Below are 18,164 nucleotides of genomic sequence, written 5' to 3'. Positions count from 1 at the left end.
AATAATTAATAGCTATTGTCAATAAAAAATTAATTAGGTTAAATTATGGCTTTTAAATTTAATAATGTTATTAAAAATCATCCTTATCTTTATATTTTTATTAAATCAGGTAAAAATTTCCTTAAATTTATTAATATTTATGATAATTTAAAGAATACTGCCTTCATTAATAAAGATAAATATTTAAAATGCCATAATACTAATAATTTAAATTATTTACTTCATTATATCTATTATGGAAGTAAAAATGATGATATTGGTACTAAAAAAACATATATAAACTCTATTTTTAACTTAGATTTTTACAAAGAAAATTATCTTAAAAATTCTAATGAAGATCCTCTTCTTGATTTTATATACAATGGCTTTTATAATAGCTGTTTTATAAACCCTTTAGATAATGGATATATAGAAAATTTAAATGAAGATATCTCAATTCAGTATGAATCAGGAGTTAAAAATGATATTAAAATAGAATTAAGTATTAATCATTATATTTCTGATAAAAAAGTTACAATTCCTTATATTGAATCTAAAGATGAATTTAAAACAAACACTATTAAAGTTGGAGTATTTTTAAACGATCCATTTGAAAATTTAGCTCCTTGTCCTTATCTAAGAATCCATGAACCATTAAAAGAACTTAGTAAATCTAATAAATTTCATTTTTTTATTTATGGAATGGATAGCTACCATTTAATGGATTTTAATGAGATTTTAAATAAAAAAGTTTTTGATATAATTATAGTTGAGAGAATATTGCCTTTTTTAGATATTTTACTTGAAAAATCATTAAATCAAGGAATAAAACTTATTTATGAAACTGATGATGATTTACTTTCTGTTGAAGAAAATAGTCCTTCATTTGAATATGTAAATAGATGTAGAAATGAAATAGCTGATTTTATTAATGCATCAGATGTAGTTGTAACAGCAACAGATAATTTAGCTCAAAGATTCAATGAATCGAATGTAGAGGTAATTAAAAATTATCATATTGCTAATTTATTACCAATTCAAAAATTTAGAGAAAATAATACAAATACTATTAAAATTGGATATTTTGGAACAAAAACTCATTCTAAAGACTTAGCTATTATTAAAGATGTAATTAAAAAATTAAAAAAAGAAATGAAAGAACAACATGATATTTTAGTAGAATTTGAAATCATTGGTGGATTCAACGAAGATTTAGATGAAAATTGGTTTTCAAATATAGAACTTCCTGAAAATTCTATGAATTTTGAGATTTTCATGAATTGGCTTTCTCAAAATGCAAATTGGGATATTGGAATAGCTCCTTTAGAAGATTCATTTTTTAATAATGGTAAAAGTGAATTAAAATATATAGAATTTTCAGCATTAGGAATACCAGGTGTTTTCAGTGATGTAGAAGTTTATAATTCAGTTGTTATTGACGGATTCAATGGTTATTTAGCTTCAAATAACGAAGAATGGTTTGAAAAACTTCAAAAACTTGTTTTAGATGAAAATTTAAGAAAAGATTTTATATCTAATGCTCAAAGAAATATTTTAGAAAATTACTCTTTAAATGATAGAGTAAAACAATGGGAAAAAATTTTACTTAATTTAGGAAAAAAGGATTAATTAAAGTATAAATAATAAGAAAATGAGATAATATTTAAAGATTGATTTGATTTTTATGGTTGATGAAGAAAAAATTGACCCTTATGAGGTTATCAAAGGTAGACATGAAGGTAATGTCGAAAATTTCATTAAAAAGGAATTATTTGCTCCATTTAAAGAAGTTGATAAAAACATAGTGGAAGATATTAAAAACAATAAACTAGTTATTTATACAGCTTTTACAGGAGATTATGATACTTTAAAAGATCCTGAATTTATTGATGAAAACTGTGATTATATTTGTTTTAGTGATAACCCTGATTTAAAATCTAATGTTTGGGAAATTCGACAAATGGAAGATTCTAATTTAGATGATAATAGAAAAGCAAAACAATATAAAGTATTAACTCATAAATACTTGCCAGAATATAAATATAGTTTTTGGATTGATGGTACTTTTAAGATTAAAGGAAGTATTAGAGAATATATTTATAAATATATTAATTCTCCAATGTTACTGGATGTTCATCCTGAAAGAGATTGTATTTATGATGAAGGAGATAGTTCTTGTGAATTTTCAAGATATTCTAATTTAATAATATCTAAACAAATTGAAAATTATTATAATGAAAAAATGCCTAAACATTATGGTTTACCTGTTTTAGGAGCTATTTTTAGAGAACATAATAATCCTAAGATCATTGAACTTATGAATAGTTGGTGGGAAGAAATAATCATTTATACAAATCAAGATCAGATTAGTTTAACTTATTTAATGTGGAAATTTGATTTTCATCCTTCTGTTAGTGATGTTTATTATTGGATTAATGAATATTGGTCTAAAGAAGGAAAATACCATCATAAAAAAGAAATCACATCACCACTATGCAGTACAAATTTAATTGAAAATTTAGAAGGCAATATTAAAGATATTAATCATTTAAAAAAAGAAGAATTATATTTATTATTTAATGATATTGATACATTAAAACATGAAGCTAGTCAAAAAGATGCAGTTTTAAACTATCAGGAAATAAAGATTAGAAATCTAAAAAATACCTTTTCTTGGAAGATTACAAAGCCTTTGAGATTTATAACAGATAATATTAGGAAAATTAAATAATATTTTTGGAGATTAATAATGAGTATTTTAAAAGGGCCTAAATATTTTTTTCATTCTAATTTTAACTTAAAAAACACCTTTATTTTAACTAAAGCTTATAATAAAATTAAAAAAAGTGGTTTATTTGATGAAAAATTTTATTTAAAACATTATCCAGACGCTAAAAAAACATTAATGGATCCTTTAGAATATTATTTAATATATGGGTATAAAAAAGGCCATCTTCCTAGCTTAGATTTTGATTCTAATTTTTACTTAAATACATATCCAGATGTTAAACATAGTGGAATGAATCCCTTATTACATTATGTATTATATGGAAAAAAAGAAGGTAAGTTGATTCAAAAATCTCCAGCTATTATAAGAAAAGAAGAAATTGAAAATACTAATTTAAATCTTTTAACTAATTATAAATTTGACAAGGAACCATTAGTATCAATTATAATTTTAAATAGAGATGGTATAGATCATTTAAAGCGTTTATTTAATGATTTTGATAATAAAACTAATTATGAAAATTATGAGATAATTGTTGTTGATAATGCATCATCTGATGAGTCAGTCAACTATTTAAAAGAATTATCTTATGATTTACCAATTAAAATAATCGAAAATAAAGTTAATGTTTCTTTTTCTCAAGGTAATAATGATGCAGTTAAAATAGCTAATGGGGAATATGTATTACTTTTAAATAATGATATTGAACCTACATTTGGTTGGTTAAATGAAATGATGGGAGTAATGCTTAATAATGAAAATATTGGTGCAGTTGGAGCTAAATTAATATTCCCTTATTATTTTAAAGATAAAATGAATAAAAAGTCTTTTACTATTCAACATAGTGGAGATATCTTCTCAGAAAGAATTTATCCATGTTGTTTATATGCAAAAAATAAATCTCATAAAAATGGAATATTTGATAGCTCTGTTAATGGAAACAATGAATGTATTGCTGTAACAGGAGCAGTAATGCTTATTAAAAAATCTGTTTATGAAAAATTTGATGGACTTAATGAAGAATATTTTTATGGATTAGAGGACGTTGATTTTACACTTAAATTACACAAAAATAACTACAAAACAATATATTGTGGAAATGCCTTGTTATTTCATCATGAATCAAGTACCCGTAGTAAAGATAAAAAATATGTTGATAATGATAAAAGAAATTTTAATATATTTTGGCAAAGCTGGGGAGATTATTTATCAAAAAATTTACTATTAGATAAAATTAACAATAAAAAATTCTTTACTGAGAAAAAACTTAAAATAATATTTGCAGATATTGATTTTAATATTAATAAAAATTCTAATAAAATGATTAAAGAAATTTCTAATGAATTTTATAATTTAAATTATGATATTGATCTTATTACAGATAAAACAGATCATTTTTGTGGTAGTTCATCAGATATATTAATATCATTTAGTTTAGACTTTAGTATTGAAAAATTAGATGCAAGAGATGATATAGTTAAAGTTTTATCACTAAATAATTTTAATTTTTCTGAAGGGGATGATTTTTCTAAATTAAAATATTATGACATTGTTATTTGTTCTAAAAATTATATATATAAATATTTAAAAGATAATAAATTGTATAATAAGTTTATTTTTAATTTTAACAACGATTCTCCAGAAGAATATTGTGAAAATTTATTAACAAATATTGAAGCTATTTTAAAAAATAATGAAGGATTTTTATAATTGGTGATTTAATGGAATTTTTAAAATCATATATTGGAAAATTTCCTTATTTATATATATTATTTAAATCACCAAATTTTAAGATAGCTAAACTTAATTTTAAAGCTTATAAACTAATTAAAAAACATAATTTATTTAATGAGAACTATTATTTAAATAAAAACGAAAATCTTAAAAATTTAAAAATAGATCCATTACTTCATTATATTTTCTTTGGATATATGGAAGGTAAAGATCCAAGTCCAGACTTTGATAGCTTTTTTTATGTAAATAATTATTATGATGCTAAAATGAGTAAATTAAACCCATTAGTACATTATGCATTATATGATTTAAATAAAAGGGAAACTAAACTTGATAAAAATAAAATTCAAGAATTAAATTCTGTTGAAATAGATAAATTTCTAAATAAAGAACATGATTTCAGTAATACTAATATAAATAAAAGAATTTTATATATTACGCATGAAAAAATTAGTAACTTAGGTGGTACAGGCCATATTACTTTAGATATTATAAATCAATTAAATAAAAACTATGAGTCTTATATATTATCTTCTAATAATGGTCTAGTTGAATTATGGAAGATTTTCAATGATAAATTAGAAAAAATAGCTAATTGGAATGTTGATATTAAAAAACCAGCTATTATTCATGATTATAATAATAAAAATAATGATAATGATTTAAAAAATTACTTTTATAATGAAAAATTAAGAGATATTTATTTTAATATAATACATGATTTAAAAATAGATTTAATTCATATTAGTCATTTAATCAATCATAGTAATGACTTAATAGATATATCTAAGTTTTTTAATGTCCCATATATTTTAAATATACATGATTTTTATTATTTTTGCCCTTCAATTCACCTTTTAAATAATGAAGATAATTATTGTGAAATTAATTGTTTAAATGATAATTGGAATTGTAAAATATCATCTAATACAAAAGAACTAGTTAAACAATGGAGAGAATATTCTATTGAGATTATTAACTCTTCAAATTTAGCTATTTTTCCAAGTAATTTTTCATTTGAATTTTATAAAAATAACTTTAAAGGAATAGATGAAAATAAACTCAAAATAATAGAACCTGGACGAGATTTTAAAAATAAATCTAAAAGTTTTACTATTCTTGATAAGTTTCCAGTTAAAATATTATTTACAGGCCATATCAGCCCTCATAAAGGATCTCTTTTTATAAGACAAATAAAGAAATTAGATAAAAAAAATAAACTTGAATTTCATTTTCTAGGAACAACTGTTCCAAATTTAAATAAATATGGAATTAATCATGGAAGATATGAAAGAGATAAAATAGATGAATATTTTAAAGATATAAAACCATCATTTATAGGCCTATTTTCAACATGTCCTGAAACATATTCTCATACATTAACAGAAAGTTGGAATTCTAATATTCCACCTATTGCAACAAATTTAGGTGCTTTTAAAGAAAGAATAAATAAAACTAATGGTGGTTTTCTTATAGACTATAAATCTCCTGAAATTGCATATAATGAAATAATTAAAATAATTGAAGATAAAGATAAATATATAGAAATTACTGAAAATATAAGTAAAATAGAACTTAAACCTATGAAAGAAATGCTTGATGAATATATAAAAATCTACGCTGATTTAATTAATGATTAAAATGAATAGCTATAAATTATCTGTTATTGTTCCAACTTTTAATTCTGGTAAGTTTTTATGTAATTTATTTGATTCTTTGTTAGGTCAGACTATTGGTTTTGAGAATATTGAGGTTATTTTTGTTGATGATGCTTCTTCAGATTCTTATACATTAGATTTAATTGAGAGTTTAGTTTCTAAATATTCTAATTGTAGAGCTATTTTTTTAAAAGATAATTCAGGTTTTCCAGGTAAACCTCGTAATATTGGGATTGATAAGTCAAAATCAGATTATGTAATTGTTGCAGATCATGATGATTCATATGAGAAAAATACATTAGAAATATTATATGATAATATTAATGAAAACAATGCAGATGTTGTAATATCTAATTTCAATCAAGTTTATAATGATAATATTATTCCATATAAATCATCTTATAAAAAAAATACAGAGATTTTAGATATTTCAAAAAATAAGGAAATTTTAGGAATATCTGCAGCTATTTGGACAAGACTTTTTAGAAAGGATTTTTTAGTTAAAAACAATATAAAGTTTTTAGAAGGAATGTTAGCTGAAGATGTTTATTTTGCATGTAATACATCTTTAAATGCTTCTAAAATAATTTATTTAGCAGAATTTTATGGATACAATTATTATATTCGTGATTCAGAAGATAATAAATCAACAATTCATATTAGAAATAAAAAATACCTAGAAGCTATTTTAAATGGATATTATGAAATAGTTAAAATGCTTAAAAATCAAAAAAAATTAGAATATTCAGATTATATTTTCAAATCCCATTTAACCTCATGGCTTTATACAATAGTTATTAGTGAAATTAATGATGAAGATAAAAAAGAACTATTTAGTAAATGCAAGCCTCTTTATAATGAATATTATGTAGATGATCCATATTTTGAAGGTAATTATGAAAATTTAGTTAATTTTATTAAAAACAATGAATTAGACTTAGCTATTAATGAAGTAAATAAATTAAAATCCTCTCAAAAAAATATAAATAGCTATTTAAATGAAAATAAATATAAACGATTATTTAAATCTTTAAAAAATAAATTAAAATCCTGATAAAATGGCTAAAATATCTGTAATTATTCCAACTTTTAATTCTGGTAAGTTTTTATGTAATTTATTTGATTCTTTGTTAGGTCAGACTATTGGTTTTGAGAATATTGAGGTTATTTTTGTTGATGATGCTTCTTCAGATTCTTATACATTAGATTTAATTGAGAGTTTAGTTTCTAAATATTCTAATTGTAGGGCTATTTTTTTAAAAGAAAATTCGGGTTTTCCAGGTAAACCTCGTAATATTGGGATTGATAAGTCAAAATCAGATTATGTAATTGTTGCAGATCATGATGATTCATATGAAAAAGGGGCATTAGAAATATTATACAAAACAATTATAGAAAATAATGCAGATTTTGTAATAGCTAATTATTATAATGTTTATTCAAATAAAAAAGAGAAAGTTAAAAGTCCTTTTACTAAAAATTTTAATGAAATTTCAGATATTAGTGAGGATTTGAGATTTTTTGATATTGGTCCTAGTATATGGACAAAACTTTTTAATAAAAAATTCTTATTAAAAAATAATATTAAGTTTATTGAAGGAATATTAGGTGAAGATTTGCATTTTTATATTAATTCATTAATTAATTCATCAAAAACAATCTTTTTAAATGATTCATTTATATATAATTATAATGTACGTGATTCTGATACAGATAAATCAACAATTCATATTAGAAATAAAAAATATTTGGGAAAAATGATTGAAGGCTATTATAAAACATGGGATTTACTTAAAAATACAGATAATGAAAAATACTTTTCTAATATTTTCCTAATACATTTAGTTTATTGGCTTACAAGTTTTATAGCTAGTGATTTAAACGATGAGGATAAAAAAGAATTAATAATTGAGATAAATCCTATTTTAAAAAAACAACTTAGCTATTCTGGAGATTTTAATGAAAAAATATACTCATCACTTCCTAAACCTATTTTAAATGATGATTATGATGAAATAATTAAAAATATTAATAAAATTAAAAAATCTCGTAAAATTAAAGAGAAAATTAAAAATATTTTGTTTTTTTATAGATAAGCTGAAGTTAATTTTTAAATATCATTAAAAAATATCTATTTGTTCTAAATTTTTTCAAAAAGTATATATCTTATTATTTATCATATTATTTACCAAGTGAGATAATTATATTTTTAAAAGTATAATATTTCACTTTGGATAGAATAAATTTAAACGGAGGTTTATCTAAATGATAAATAGATTTGGATTAATTTTCGTTTTAGTATTGGTATTATTCTCAATATCTAGTGTACAAGCAATTAATGAAACTAACGAACAAAATATCGATACTGAAACATATATGGAAGTTAATCAGGATAAAATTCAAAAAATAATAAATAATGATGTAAAATACGACGAAGAAATTAATAATAAAAAATATTTGAACTTAACTATGAGTAATATTTCTGTAAACGATGATAATGTATCAATATCATTTATTGGAAATGATGATGCTCAAGGAAATTTAACTTTACTTTTAAGAAATCGTTTCAATACTACAGAATTTATTTTTACAGTAAATAAAACAATTTCTCTTATTAATGGTACTGGAACTATAACATTTAATAATTTATCTGTTGGAAATTATAGTTATAATTTAATTTATTCTGGGGATGAAAATTATAATAGTTTTAGTGGATTACTTCCACAACATAAAATTATTTATGTAGGATGGTCTTTATTTAATATTGTTGATTCAATTTCTACTATTTCGATTGAAAATGATGTAATCTATTATAAAAATGGAAGTAGGTTAGCTGTTCAAATATTAGATTCAAAAAAAAGCCCAGTTAAAAGAGCAGTGTACTTATATCCTGTTGGAATGCCTTTTCCTAATACTTATTTAGTATATATAACAGTTAATGGAATAACTTATGAGAAAGAATTAGATTTGAACAATGCTACTGCATATTTAAATATTAATTTAGATCCTGGAATATATCAAGTAAATATTACATTTAATGGAAACCCACTTTATGCTGGAGTCAACTTAACTACTAATCTAACAGTTTTACCTACATTAGAAGGTAAAAATTTAACTAAATATTATAAAAATGATTCTCAATATGAAGTTAAAGTTTTAGATGGTCAAGGAAATCCATTAAAAGATAAATTTGTTAAAATGAATATTAATGGAGTATTTTATGAGAGAAAAACAGATTCTGAAGGTATTGCTAAATTAAATATTAATTTAAATCCTGGTGAATACATCATAACTGTTTATCATCCAGATACTAATTTAACTTTCAGCAATATTATAACTGTTTTACCTACTTTAATAGGTGAAGCTCTTCAAAAGCCTTTCAGAGGTAAAGAACAGTATAAAGTTAAAGTTTTAGATGGTCAAGGAAAAGCATTAGAAGGTCAAGTCGTTTCAATCAATATTAATGGTATAATTTATAATAAAACCACTAATACTGAAGGATTTGCATATTTGGATATTAATTTAGAGCCTGGTTTTTATATTGTTACTGCAACATATAATGGGTATTCTACTTCAAATATCATAAAAGTTTATTTTACACCCGAAGTGGTTTTTGTTGATTTAAAAAATGTCGGCTAAAACTTCTTCTTTTTCTTTTTTTTTATTTTAACATCATATTAAAACTTATTTTTTAAAAAATAATAAAATAATATTGAAGATAATCTTTTTATATTATACTTATCATATTTATAAAATAACTATTTTTTAAGTATTATTACTTAATTTTTATAATGAGGCAATGTAATGTTTGATAATAAACTGTTAAATAACTTCTCTAAACATTCTTTTCTATTAAAAGAACTTGTAAAAAGAGATATTAATGGAAAATATAAAGATTCTACTTTAGGTCTTTTTTGGAGTTTTTTAAACCCTCTTTTATCAATGATTGTACTCACAATGGTCTTTTCAGTATTATTTTCAGGAATGATTGAAAATTTCCCTGTATATTTATTAAGTGGTAAGTTAATATTCGATCTTTTTGCAAATTCCACACAAGGAGCTATGAATTCAATAAAAGGGAATGCTGAAATTATTAAAAAGATATATGTGCCTAAATATATGTTTGCAATTGGAATTATTTGCTCTGAATTTATTAATTTTTTAATTTCACTATTAGTTTTAGTTTTAGTGATGATTGTAACTCAAGCACCTTTCCATTTATCATTAATATTTGCTCCAATACCAATATTTTTTGTACTTGTATTAACTACTGGGGTAGGATTAATTTTAGCTACAGCAACAACATTCTTTACAGATATTAAATATTTATATGGAGTTTTAATAATGTTACTTTCTTTTATGACTCCTTTATTTTATCCAATTGAAATTATTCCAGAACAATTTCTAATAGCTTTTAAATTAAATCCTTTATATTCAGGTGTAGCTAGTTTCAGAGATGTTATATTAAATGGAACATTCCCTCAAACTGGTCCTTTAATATTTTTAATCATTACATCTATTTTATCATTAATTATTGGAATTATTGTATTTAAAAAATATCAAGATAAATTTGTACTTAACCTATAGGTGTTTAAATGACTATTCAAGTAAGATATCCAAATGAAGTTTATGAAAAAAAGGAAAAAAACACTCAAAAAAGTTGGGATAATCTTGAAAATATTAAATTAGATGACTGGCAATCATTAGCTAGTGTTGATTTAACTATTAGTGAAAATACTCCTGCTCCAATATATGTTAAGAAATTTAATTTTAATATTCCTTCTGATGCAGCTATTGAAAATATTCAAATTGAACATGATTATCACAGAGAACAATCTCAAGATCCTATTGAAATTGAAGCTCCAATCATTAAAATTTCAGCTAATGGTGAATATTTAGAGCAAAAATCTCACCTTGATGCAGGAATTTTTCCAACTGAAAGAAATTTAGTTTTTGAAGGTGAAGATTTATCTGCTAATGATATTAATGGAGAAGACTTTAAAGTAGAAATTATTTTTCCTGAAAATACTAAAGTCAATAGTGGAACATTATATTTAGATTTTATTCGTCTTAAAGTTCAATATGAAACGAAAAGATATCTTTTAACATCTGGAGAAACTAGTCAATATTTCCCGCATGAAAAAAATCCATTAGAAAAAGCTATTGGAGATACATTTAAATATACTTTGTCTTTTAGAAATGTTAATGGAATTTCAAACGATAAACAAAAAGTAGAACTTAACCTTCCAGATGGAATAGAAATTGAAAAATATTATTATAAAGCTAGTAAAGTCAATAAATTAGATGAAGTGGATGATTTTATTGAAGCTAAAGATGAGTTTGATGATAAAAATTTAATTTGGTATCCATCTGTTAGAGGAAAAGGAGTTTCTAGAATTAGATTTATTTTTAAATGCACAAAACCAGGTCTTAAAAAATTATTTGCTTTTAATGAAAATACAGAAATCACTCCAAACTTTTATGTAAACATACATTCTGAGAATTTTGAAGCAAAAGAAGATAAATATGAAGAAACAATGAATAAATGGAGCTCAGAACTAGAAGATGATGAGGAATTCGTTGCTTTAAATCAAAATTTAGCCATTAAAACAAATAATATTTCAATGGAATTTGAAATGGCTCAAGAAAAAGTTGATAATTTAAAAGAATATGTTATTAAAGGACTCAAAAGAGAATTAAAACCAAAAACTAATTTTAAAGCATTAACTGATGTTTCATTTACAATTAATAAAGGTGAAAGAGTTGGAATAATTGGTTTTAATGGTGCAGGTAAAAGTACTGTACTTAAAATATTATCAGGTGTTTTAAAACCAACAGAAGGAGAACTTGATATACAAGGAAAAATAGCACCACTTTTAGAACTTGGAGCAGGTTTTGATCATAATTATAGTGGTAGAGAAAACATATTTTTAAATGGAGCTATTTTAGGATATTCTAAAGAATTTTTAGAAAGTAAATATGATGAAATTGTAGAGTTTTCTGAACTTGGAGAGTTTATTGATACTCCAATTAAAAATTATTCTTCAGGTATGAATGCTAAGTTGGGTTTTTCAATAGCTACAATTGTTGAACCAGATATCTTGATTTTAGATGAAATTCTTTCTGTAGGAGATGTTAGATTCCAAAAGAAAAGTGGAGATAAACTTAAAGAAATGATGGGTTCTGGAACTACAGTTTTACTTGTATCACATTCAACAGCTAAAATCAGAGAATTATGTAATAGGGTAATCTGGTTAGATAAAGGAAAAGTTGTTATGGATGGAGATACTGATTATGTATGTGATGCATACATTGAAGCAGCAGAAAAAGCTTCTGAAGATGAAAAAATGAACTTAGAGTTTAGTTAGATCTATTATGTTTTTTAAACACAAAATTTTTGCATTAATTTTTCAATTTTTTAATTTATTCCCTTTAAATAATAAAAAAATTTCTTTTATTAGTGATTCTAATGAATCTTTTAATAGTAATTTTGATTTTATTAAAAATGAACTATCTAAAAGAGATAATTTTCTATTTAACATATTTTATAAAGACAAATTTTCAATTAAAGGAATATACAATTTAGCTACTTCTAAATACATTTTTTTAAATGATAATTTCTTTCCTTTAGCTTTTATGAAACTTAAAAAGGAAACTAAAGTATTACAGCTATGGCATGCACCAGGTGCCTTTAAAAAATTTGGAGCTTCAGTAATTAAAGATGAAAATGAAAGAAATATGATTTCTAAAATTTCAAATAATACAGATTATCTTTTTACAAGTTCAGATAATGTTAATAAGTTTTATCAAGATGCTTTTTTAATAGATAATAATAAAATTAAAGCTTTAGGAGTTCCAAGAATTGATTATTTTTTCAATAATAATTTAGATGTAAATAAAATAAAAAATGACTTTTATAAGAAATATCCCGAAGCTAAGAATAAAAAAATTGTTTTATATGCTCCAACTTTTAGAGATAAGGAAGAATATAATCATCTTTTTAATTATTTTAATTTAAAAGAATTTAATGATAATTTTAGTGATGAATATATTTTTACTTTAAGATTACATCCTAAAATAAAAAAATTCTTAAATAATGATTTTTCTAAAAATGAAAATTATATTGATTTAACAGATTATAAAAATGAAATGGAACTTTTACTTATTGCAGATGTATTAATAACTGATTATTCCTCTATAATGATTGAATTTGCAACTTTAAATAAACCAATAATATTTTTTACATATGATTATAAGTATTATTTAAATAATGATAGGGGATTTTATTTTGATTTTAAAAAAATGGTTCCAGGACCTATTGCAGAAAACATGGACCAATTAATAAATACTTTTAATAATCTTGATTTTGAAAATATTAATAATAAAGAATTTCTTAGCTATCAATTTAATGAATTGGATGGTAAATCTAGTAAAAGAATTGTTGATTTTATTTTAAATAATGAGTGATAAAATGGATGAAATTATAGTATCAGTTATAGTTCCAATTTATAATTCCTCTCATACACTAGAGAAAACACTTAATTCCATAATTCATCAAAAATTTGAAAATTATGAAATAATTGTAATTGATGATGGTTCAACTGATGATAGTTTAGATAAATCTTACGAAACACTTTCTAAATCTAGCTTGCCTTATCAAATCATCCACCAAAAAAATAAAGGAGCTAGTGTTGCTCGTAATAATGGTTTAGAAGTAGCTAAAGGAGAATATATTCTTTTTGTTGATAGTGATGATTATATAAATAAAGATCAATTAAGTTTCCTGCATAATGCTGTAATTAGGAATGAAACAGATTTTGCCTTCTCAGAACTTTTAAAAATGAAAGGTCGTGAACTTGCAAGCCATGATAATCCATATGGATTTTTAAAAAATAATCAAATTTTAAAATCTATTGATTTAATTAAATTAGAACTTGAAATGAAGATTCCATTTAGTTTTACTCAAATTTTATATAAAACATCTATTTTAAAAGAAAATAATATTAAATTTAATGAAACTTACAAGTATGGTGAAGATACAGATTTTGCACTTAGAGCATTATTTTCTATAGACACTATATCTTTTGTAGATTTACCTGGCTATTATTATCTTTTACATGATGATTCATCAAGTTCAAAATTATATCTTAATAGATTTAAAGTAATTGATGTTTTTGAATCTTTAACTGATTACTTTAGTAAAAATAATACAAAATATTCTGATGAAGAGATTAAACAATTAAATAATTTAATAATTTATAATAGAATTCCTAAAGCTATTTTTGGAAATTTAATGCATTTTTTTAATAAAAATTATAATTTAGATGAAATTACTAATGAAATGAAAAAACTAAACTTATTTTCTAAATTATCTAAATTTAAAATAGCTAGTTTTAAAGATATAAAATTTTGGTTTAAATCAAAAGCATTTTTAATTAGCCCGAAAATTTATTATAAATTATGGAAAGAATTTAAAGGATTTATTTAAGGTGTAAAATGAAAGTTTCTATTATAACTCCTAATTTTAATGGATTAAAATTTTTAAAAAGATATTTTGAATCACTAAAGTTAGAAAAAGATATCATTGAAGAGATTATTATAGTTGACAATGGATCTAATGATGGAAGTATTGATTTTATAAAAGAAATAGCTAATTTAAATGATTTTAAAGTTAAATTAATTGAAAATGAGTCTAATTTAGGTTTTGCAAAAGCTGTTAATCAAGGAATTTTAGAAGCTAAATCAGAATTTATTTATTTACTTAATAATGATATTGAAATAGAAAAAAGAGCTATTTATAACTTAATTGAATTTATTAAAGATAAAGAAGATGTCTTCTCTCTTTCATCTAAAATGATTCGATATAATAATAGAGATTTAATCGATGATGCAGGAGATGAATACAACTTACTTGGATGGACAAGTAAAACTGGATTAAATAAAAATATTTCAAAATTTGAAAGTAATAGGGAAATATTTTCATCTTGTGCTGGTGCAGCATTATATAAAAAAAGCTTACTTATTAAATTAGGATTATTTGATGAAGAATTCTTTGCTTATCTTGAAGATATGGATTTAGGGCTAAGATCTCAAATTGCAGGATATAAAAATTATTATATAGCTAATTCAATTGTTTATCATATTGGAAGTGGAACTAGCGGAAGTCAATATAATGAGTTTAAGGTAAAAATATCAGCTCGAAATAATGTTTGGTTAGTATATAAAAATTTACCAATTCCTCAAAAAATAATTAATATTCTCTTTTTATTTTTAGGATTTTTAATTAAATATTTATTTTTCATTAAAAAAGGATATGGAAAATTATACCTATCTGGTTTAAAAGAAGGCTTAAAAAACAGAAATAAAATTAAAAAAACAGAATTTAAAAGTAAAAACATTAAAAATTACTTTAAAATAGAATGGAAATTAATTGTAAATACATTTAAATTATTAAAAAGATAGGTGTATTATGGATTTATCAATAATCATTGTTAATTATAAAACATTTGATTTAACAAAAGAAACAATTTTATCAGTAATAAATCAAAAACATGATTTTAAATATGAGATTATTGTTGTAGATAATGCATCAAATGATGGAAGTCTTCAAAAGCTTAAAGAAACATTTAATAATCAAATAAAATTTATTAAATCAGATAAAAACAATGGTTTTGCATATGCGAATAATTTAGGATTTAAAAATTCTAAAGGAAGATATATTTTAACTTTAAATTCTGATACATTTGTTAAAGAAGATACATTAAACTCAATTTATCATTATATTGAAAATAATATTGATGTTGGTGCTGTAGGATCTAAATTATCTCTTCCAAATGGCCAGTTAGATAAAGCATCTAAACGCAGTTTTCCAAACCCTAAAAACTCATTTTATAGATTATTCCATATTCCTAGTAAAAATTCTCAAACAAATAACTATAATCTTGATAATTTAAGTGATGATGGAGTTTATGAAGTTGATTGTCTTTCTGGAGCTTTTATGTTTATAAGACGAGATGCTATAAATGATGTTGGATTTTTTGATGATAAATTTTTCATGTATGGTGAAGATATAGATTTATGTTATAGAATTAAAAAAGCTAATTGGAAAATAGTCTACTATGGTAAGGCAGAAACAATTCACTATAAAGGTTCAAGTAGTAAAAAACAAAAATCAAAATTAATATATGAGTTTTACAGAGCTATGTATATTTTTTATAAAAAACATTGTAAAGATAGCTATTCTTTTTTTACTAATTTAATTGTATATATTGGGATTTTAATTTTACTTATGATTAAGCTATTTTTAAATCTTTTTAAAAGATAATTATTTTAAAGTAAAAATTAAATATTAATATAGATAGATATAATTATTAATACTTTTTTACAGGTTAAGTTATGATTAAAGAAAACCAAAGAACTATGAATGCTATTTTAGTTTTAGCGGATGTACTTATTATTATTATATCCTTAATATGTGCATGGTTTTTAAGGTTTAAAACAACACTTTTTGGTCCATTAGGAGGCCATTTAAGCTTTGAATATTATTTATTGTTTTTAGTTTTAGCTGTTATTCCTGTTTATATATTTTTATACTTTTCATTTGGATTATATAAACCATTTAGAACTCATAGAACGATCTTTTCAGAAGCTAATCAAATAATAAAAGTTAATGTAATTGCTTTTGTAGTATTAGTTGCTATTTTATTTATAATAGACCAGCCTGATTTTTCAAGAATAATGCTATTTCTTTTAGCTATTTTTTGTACAGTATTTGGAGTTACAGAACGTTTTGTTGTTAGAGGATTTTTAAAAAATATACGTTCTAAAAATAAAAACATAAAACACATCCTTATTGTAGGAGATAATGAATTAGCTTTTAATTTTGCAAGAAAAATAAAAAATAATTCTTATTTAGGATATTCAATTAGTGGAATTCTTGGAAGCAAAAAAAATATTGGTAAATCTATAGAAGGAAACAATGTAATTGGTCATTATAAAGATTTAAGTAAAGCATTAAAGTATAATACTTTTGATCGGGTGGTAATAGCTATTCCTTTAGAATATTATGCTCATCTTGATGAACTTGTAGAAAGTTGTGAAAAAGGAGGAATAAAAGCAGAAATTATTCCAGATTATTATAAATATTTCCCTGCAAAACCTTCTGTAGACATGATTGAAGATTTACCTATTATAAATATTAGATATGTTCCATTAGATGATGCTTTTAATAAATTCACAAAGTTACTTTCTGATATTGTTATAGCAATTATAGCTATTATTATTACATCTCCAATAATGCTTATTACAGCTATTGCTATTAAACTAACATCAGAGGGACCAATAATTTTTAAACAAAAAAGAATTGGATATCAAAGAAAACCTTTTATGATGTATAAATTTAGAAGTATGAAAGTCCAAGAACCAGGTGATGAAAAGAAAGAATGGACTATTGAAGAAGATCCTAGAAGGACTAAAATTGGTAGTTTTATCAGAAAAACTAGTATTGATGAGCTACCTCAATTTTTCAATGTATTAAAAGGAGAAATGAGTATTGTAGGACCAAGACCTGAGAGACCTTATTTTGTTGAAGAGTTCAGAGAAAAAATTCCTAAATATATGGTAAAACATCAAGTACGTCCAGGCCTTACTGGTTGGGCTCAAATTCATGGGTGTAGAGGCAATACATCAATTAAAAAACGTATCAAATATGATATTGAATATGTAGAAAACTGGCATTTAGGATTAGACTTAGGAATCATGATTAAAACAGTTTTAAAGAAAAATTCCAATGCATATTAATTTTTTTATTTTATTTCATTATTTCATTTTTTAGTATTTCCTTAAATTATATATGATATTTTTGACAAATTAATATTATCAATAGTATTTATTTTTTAATTTTAATTAATTAGAAAATTTTAATTAAAGGAAAAAAATTATAATTATTAATTTTTGAATTGATTTTTGATTTTTAAGTAATTATTTTTAATTTAAAGAAAAATAATCAATTTTTCATTTTAATATATAATTTCTTTTCAAATGCTCTGTTTGAAAGTATTTATATA

At 22.6% G+C, this 18,164-nt stretch carries 14 protein-coding genes; all 14 read left to right on the top strand.

The window, feature by feature from the left end:
* Positions 1-45 precede the first annotated feature (45 nt).
* The 14 genes from ACA134_RS09110 (at position 46) to ACA134_RS09045 (ending at position 17,898) form a co-directional block, all read left to right on the top strand.
* Complete coding sequence (locus ACA134_RS09110) at positions 46-1,608, top strand: glycosyltransferase (protein WP_409200103.1); 1,563 nt, start codon at positions 46-48, stop codon at positions 1,606-1,608.
* Positions 1,609-1,663: 55 nt separating this feature from the next.
* On the top strand, positions 1,664-2,710 hold the full coding sequence (locus tag ACA134_RS09105; protein WP_409200102.1) for a glycosyltransferase domain-containing protein: 1,047 nt from the start codon (positions 1,664-1,666) through the stop codon (positions 2,708-2,710).
* A gap of 18 nt (positions 2,711-2,728) precedes the next feature.
* Complete coding sequence (locus ACA134_RS09100; protein WP_409200101.1) at positions 2,729-4,417, top strand: glycosyltransferase family 2 protein; 1,689 nt, start codon at positions 2,729-2,731, stop codon at positions 4,415-4,417.
* Positions 4,418-4,428: 11 nt separating this feature from the next.
* Positions 4,429-6,081, top strand: coding sequence for a glycosyltransferase (locus ACA134_RS09095; protein WP_409200100.1), 1,653 nt, complete (start codon positions 4,429-4,431; stop codon positions 6,079-6,081).
* Positions 6,074-7,153: a glycosyltransferase family 2 protein gene (locus ACA134_RS09090; RefSeq protein WP_409200099.1), complete on the top strand. Its 1,080-nt coding sequence runs from the start codon at positions 6,074-6,076 to the stop codon at positions 7,151-7,153. The genes ACA134_RS09095 and ACA134_RS09090 overlap by 8 nt, the downstream gene beginning before the upstream one ends.
* Before the next feature lie 4 nt (positions 7,154-7,157).
* Positions 7,158-8,195: a glycosyltransferase family 2 protein gene (locus ACA134_RS09085; RefSeq protein WP_409200098.1), complete on the top strand. Its 1,038-nt coding sequence runs from the start codon at positions 7,158-7,160 to the stop codon at positions 8,193-8,195.
* A gap of 169 nt (positions 8,196-8,364) precedes the next feature.
* Positions 8,365-9,738 carry a hypothetical protein gene (locus ACA134_RS09080; RefSeq protein WP_409200097.1) on the top strand — a complete coding sequence of 458 codons (1,374 nt, stop codon included), beginning with the start codon at positions 8,365-8,367 and terminating at the stop codon, positions 9,736-9,738.
* 165 nt (positions 9,739-9,903) lie between these two features.
* Entirely contained in the window at positions 9,904-10,686 is a 783-nt protein-coding gene (locus tag ACA134_RS09075) for an ABC transporter permease (protein WP_409200096.1), read from the top strand.
* An 8-nt stretch (positions 10,687-10,694) separates the two neighbouring features.
* Positions 10,695-12,467: an ABC transporter ATP-binding protein gene (locus tag ACA134_RS09070; protein ID WP_409200095.1), complete on the top strand. Its 1,773-nt coding sequence runs from the start codon at positions 10,695-10,697 to the stop codon at positions 12,465-12,467.
* A gap of 7 nt (positions 12,468-12,474) precedes the next feature.
* Positions 12,475-13,566 carry a CDP-glycerol glycerophosphotransferase family protein gene (locus ACA134_RS09065; RefSeq protein ID WP_409200094.1) on the top strand — a complete coding sequence of 364 codons (1,092 nt, stop codon included), beginning with the start codon at positions 12,475-12,477 and terminating at the stop codon, positions 13,564-13,566.
* A gap of 4 nt (positions 13,567-13,570) precedes the next feature.
* Positions 13,571-14,587: a glycosyltransferase family 2 protein gene (locus ACA134_RS09060; RefSeq protein ID WP_409200093.1), complete on the top strand. Its 1,017-nt coding sequence runs from the start codon at positions 13,571-13,573 to the stop codon at positions 14,585-14,587.
* 8 nt (positions 14,588-14,595) lie between these two features.
* Positions 14,596-15,561 (top strand): glycosyltransferase family 2 protein, encoded by a 966-nt coding sequence (locus ACA134_RS09055; RefSeq protein WP_409200092.1) that lies wholly within the window; start codon positions 14,596-14,598, stop codon positions 15,559-15,561.
* A gap of 7 nt (positions 15,562-15,568) precedes the next feature.
* Positions 15,569-16,423 carry a glycosyltransferase family 2 protein gene (locus ACA134_RS09050; RefSeq protein WP_409200091.1) on the top strand — a complete coding sequence of 285 codons (855 nt, stop codon included), beginning with the start codon at positions 15,569-15,571 and terminating at the stop codon, positions 16,421-16,423.
* 71 nt (positions 16,424-16,494) lie between these two features.
* Entirely contained in the window at positions 16,495-17,898 is a 1,404-nt protein-coding gene (locus tag ACA134_RS09045) for an undecaprenyl-phosphate glucose phosphotransferase (protein WP_409200090.1), read from the top strand.
* The last annotated feature ends 266 nt before the right edge of the window (positions 17,899-18,164 follow it).

The sequence above is a fragment of the Methanobrevibacter sp. DSM 116169 genome, assembly GCF_046197865.1.
In the GTDB taxonomy this organism is placed as follows: Archaea; Methanobacteriota; Methanobacteria; order Methanobacteriales; family Methanobacteriaceae; genus JAHKLT01.
Note: the sequence above shows the minus strand (reverse complement) of the source record. Positions and strands in the feature narration are given on the sequence as shown.